At 73.4% G+C, this 1,883-nt stretch carries 1 protein-coding gene; it reads right to left on the bottom strand.

The window, feature by feature from the left end; translation table 11 throughout:
• Positions 1-1,883 (bottom strand): hypothetical protein (locus DQW06_RS27465; protein ID WP_198662569.1); only part of this gene is annotated, 1,883 nt, incomplete at both ends.

The raw sequence follows: 1,883 nt of genomic DNA, 5'->3' as shown, positions 1-1,883 counted from the left end.
GCCTGGGTCGAGGGTTCGGGCGCGCCGTCGTCCCCGTGGGTCACGGCGTCGGTGATGACGCCGGCCTGTTCGGCGTCGCGGGCGGTGATGTAGCCCGAGACGAGGTCGTCGACCCGGGCCCTCCACCCGGCGTACCTGTGGGTCCACCAGTTGGGGAGGTTGAGGCCGCGGTGCTTCTTGAACTCCCACGCCTGCGCGATCGCGCCCGCGGCGGTGAAGGCGTAGACGGCCGCCGCCTTGGGCAGCAGGAGGAGCCCCGAGGCGGAGGAGACCCCGGAGTCCGTCGTCTCGCCGCGGCGGAGGAAGCTCCTGATGTGGGAGGGACCGGCCATGGGGATGATGCCGTCGGCGGTGGACCGGTCGGCGCCGGATTCGGCCCCGCCCTCCTCGATGGAGTTGGTGGTCCCACCGGCGAAGCCCGTGAAGCGGGCGAAGAAGCCGCTGATCCTGGTGACGGCGGCGGACGCCGTCGACGACGTCTCGGCCTGGACGGTGACCTGTGCCTTGGTCAGCCTCAGGTCGGTGATCTCGCCGACCGTGACCTTGGTGACCCCGGTGGCCCGCATGTCGTTGGGGGACAGCCAGGTGCCCCGCATCTCGATCCGCCTGCGGCGGCCCGACTCCGCGAAGGAGGCGGGATCGGAGGCCACCGCGGTGGGGGACACGAGGTTGGCGAGGAGGGCCGATCCGCCGACGCCGTCCAGGAAGGAGGAGAGCTTCATCCGCCCCCCGTCCGACCAGAACCGGCGCGGACGGGAGAACACGTCGAGGGTGCGGCGCAGGAGGTTGCGGCCCGGTCCCGTGTCGCCCGCCTCCCGGAGCAGGGGGTTGACGTGCTCGATGATCGCGCCGTGGTCCAGCAGGACACGCGTGTTGTCGGTCGGCGGGTCGGCGGGGGCCTCCCCCTCCGCCCCGGAGGTCCGGGCGGTCCCCTCGGACGGCGCGGCCCCGTCCTCGGCGCCCGGGGCGTCCTCCCCGGGGGAGTCGCGGCGCCCCGGACGGGGGTCGAGCATCTCCCGGGCCTCTTCGGGGGTCAGTTCCGACCGCTCCCGGTCGGCCTGCCCCGGTTCCGGCCGCGCGGAGACCAGGTTGTCGCCGACGGTGGTGGGCGTGACCACGGAGTAGGTGGCCTTGATGGGCCTGTCCAGCAGGTCCGTCCCCCGGCTGGTGCCGCGGGCCTGCTCATCGGCGTCGTGGTCGTGCAGGCGGGCGCTGAGCACCACCTCGCCGCTCCACCGGTCCGAGCCCTCGGGGAAGAACAGGCGGGCGTCGGACTTGTGCTCCAGGCCGTACGCCGCGTCGAAGTGGTCGACCCGGTTCCAGCCCATCGAGGCCATGAACCCGCCGAGCAGCCGGGCGAACCCGCGGGCGTCGCCCTCGGCCGAGCGCACCATGCCCGAACCCGCGGAGACGGCGAGGGTGAACGCGCTCCCGGTCGCGGACTCGGTGGAGGCCGAGGCGGTGCCGCGCACCCGAAGGCCCGTCTCGGCGGTGCTCTTCCCGTCGTGGGACAGCCGGCCGAACTCCGCGTGCAGCCGGACGGTGACCGTGTTCGGGCGGAGGAACTCCTTCAGCCTCGCCATCAGGGTCGGGTCCACCGTCGCCGACTCCCGGAGCCGGACGGGCAGGCCCTCCCCGGGGCGGGCGAGCCTTTCGAGGCCGTCCTTGCCCAGGGTGCTCTGGAGGGTGTCGCGCACCAGCATCGTGTTCTTGTAGGCGGTGTCGTAGGAGCGGCGGAACCCCCAGCGCTCACGGAACGAACGCTCGAAGTAGGAGGCCTCCTCCCGTCCGGGCCTGCGGGCGTAGGTGTTCCGGTCGCGGGCCAGTTCGGGGATGACCAGGCCAGGGTGCTCGCGTGCGATCCCGGCCAGCACGTCGTCCAG

The organism is Nocardiopsis sp. TNDT3, assembly GCF_003427465.1.
Classification (GTDB): domain Bacteria; phylum Actinomycetota; class Actinomycetes; order Streptosporangiales; family Streptosporangiaceae; genus Nocardiopsis; species Nocardiopsis dassonvillei.
This window is presented reverse-complemented; position numbering and strand designations above follow the sequence as displayed.